A 205-nucleotide genomic window follows, 5' to 3' on the forward strand; every position below is an offset into this window, starting at 1 on the left:
GGATGTGCACCGGCACCTGGATCTCGTTGCCGGAGGCGACACCGGGGGAACCGGCGGCGACACCCTCGGCGCCGCTGCTCGCCATGGCGGAGCCCGCACCGGCGGCGACGATGCCCACGACAGCGGCGCCGACGGCGGCGGCCTTCTTGATGCTCATTGAGTCTCCTCGATAAATCAGGTCTTCCAATTGCCGCGCCGGGGGCTG

At 70.2% G+C, this 205-nt stretch carries 1 protein-coding gene; it reads right to left on the minus strand.

The window, feature by feature from the left end; translation table 11 throughout:
* Positions 1-157 (minus strand): chaplin (locus tag GTW40_RS01680; protein WP_161178346.1); only part of this gene is annotated, 157 nt, incomplete at its 3' end.
* Positions 158-205: the final 48 nt, after the last annotated feature.

This window comes from Streptomyces sp. SID4985 (assembly GCF_009863025.1).
Taxonomy (GTDB): domain Bacteria; phylum Actinomycetota; class Actinomycetes; order Streptomycetales; family Streptomycetaceae; genus Streptomyces.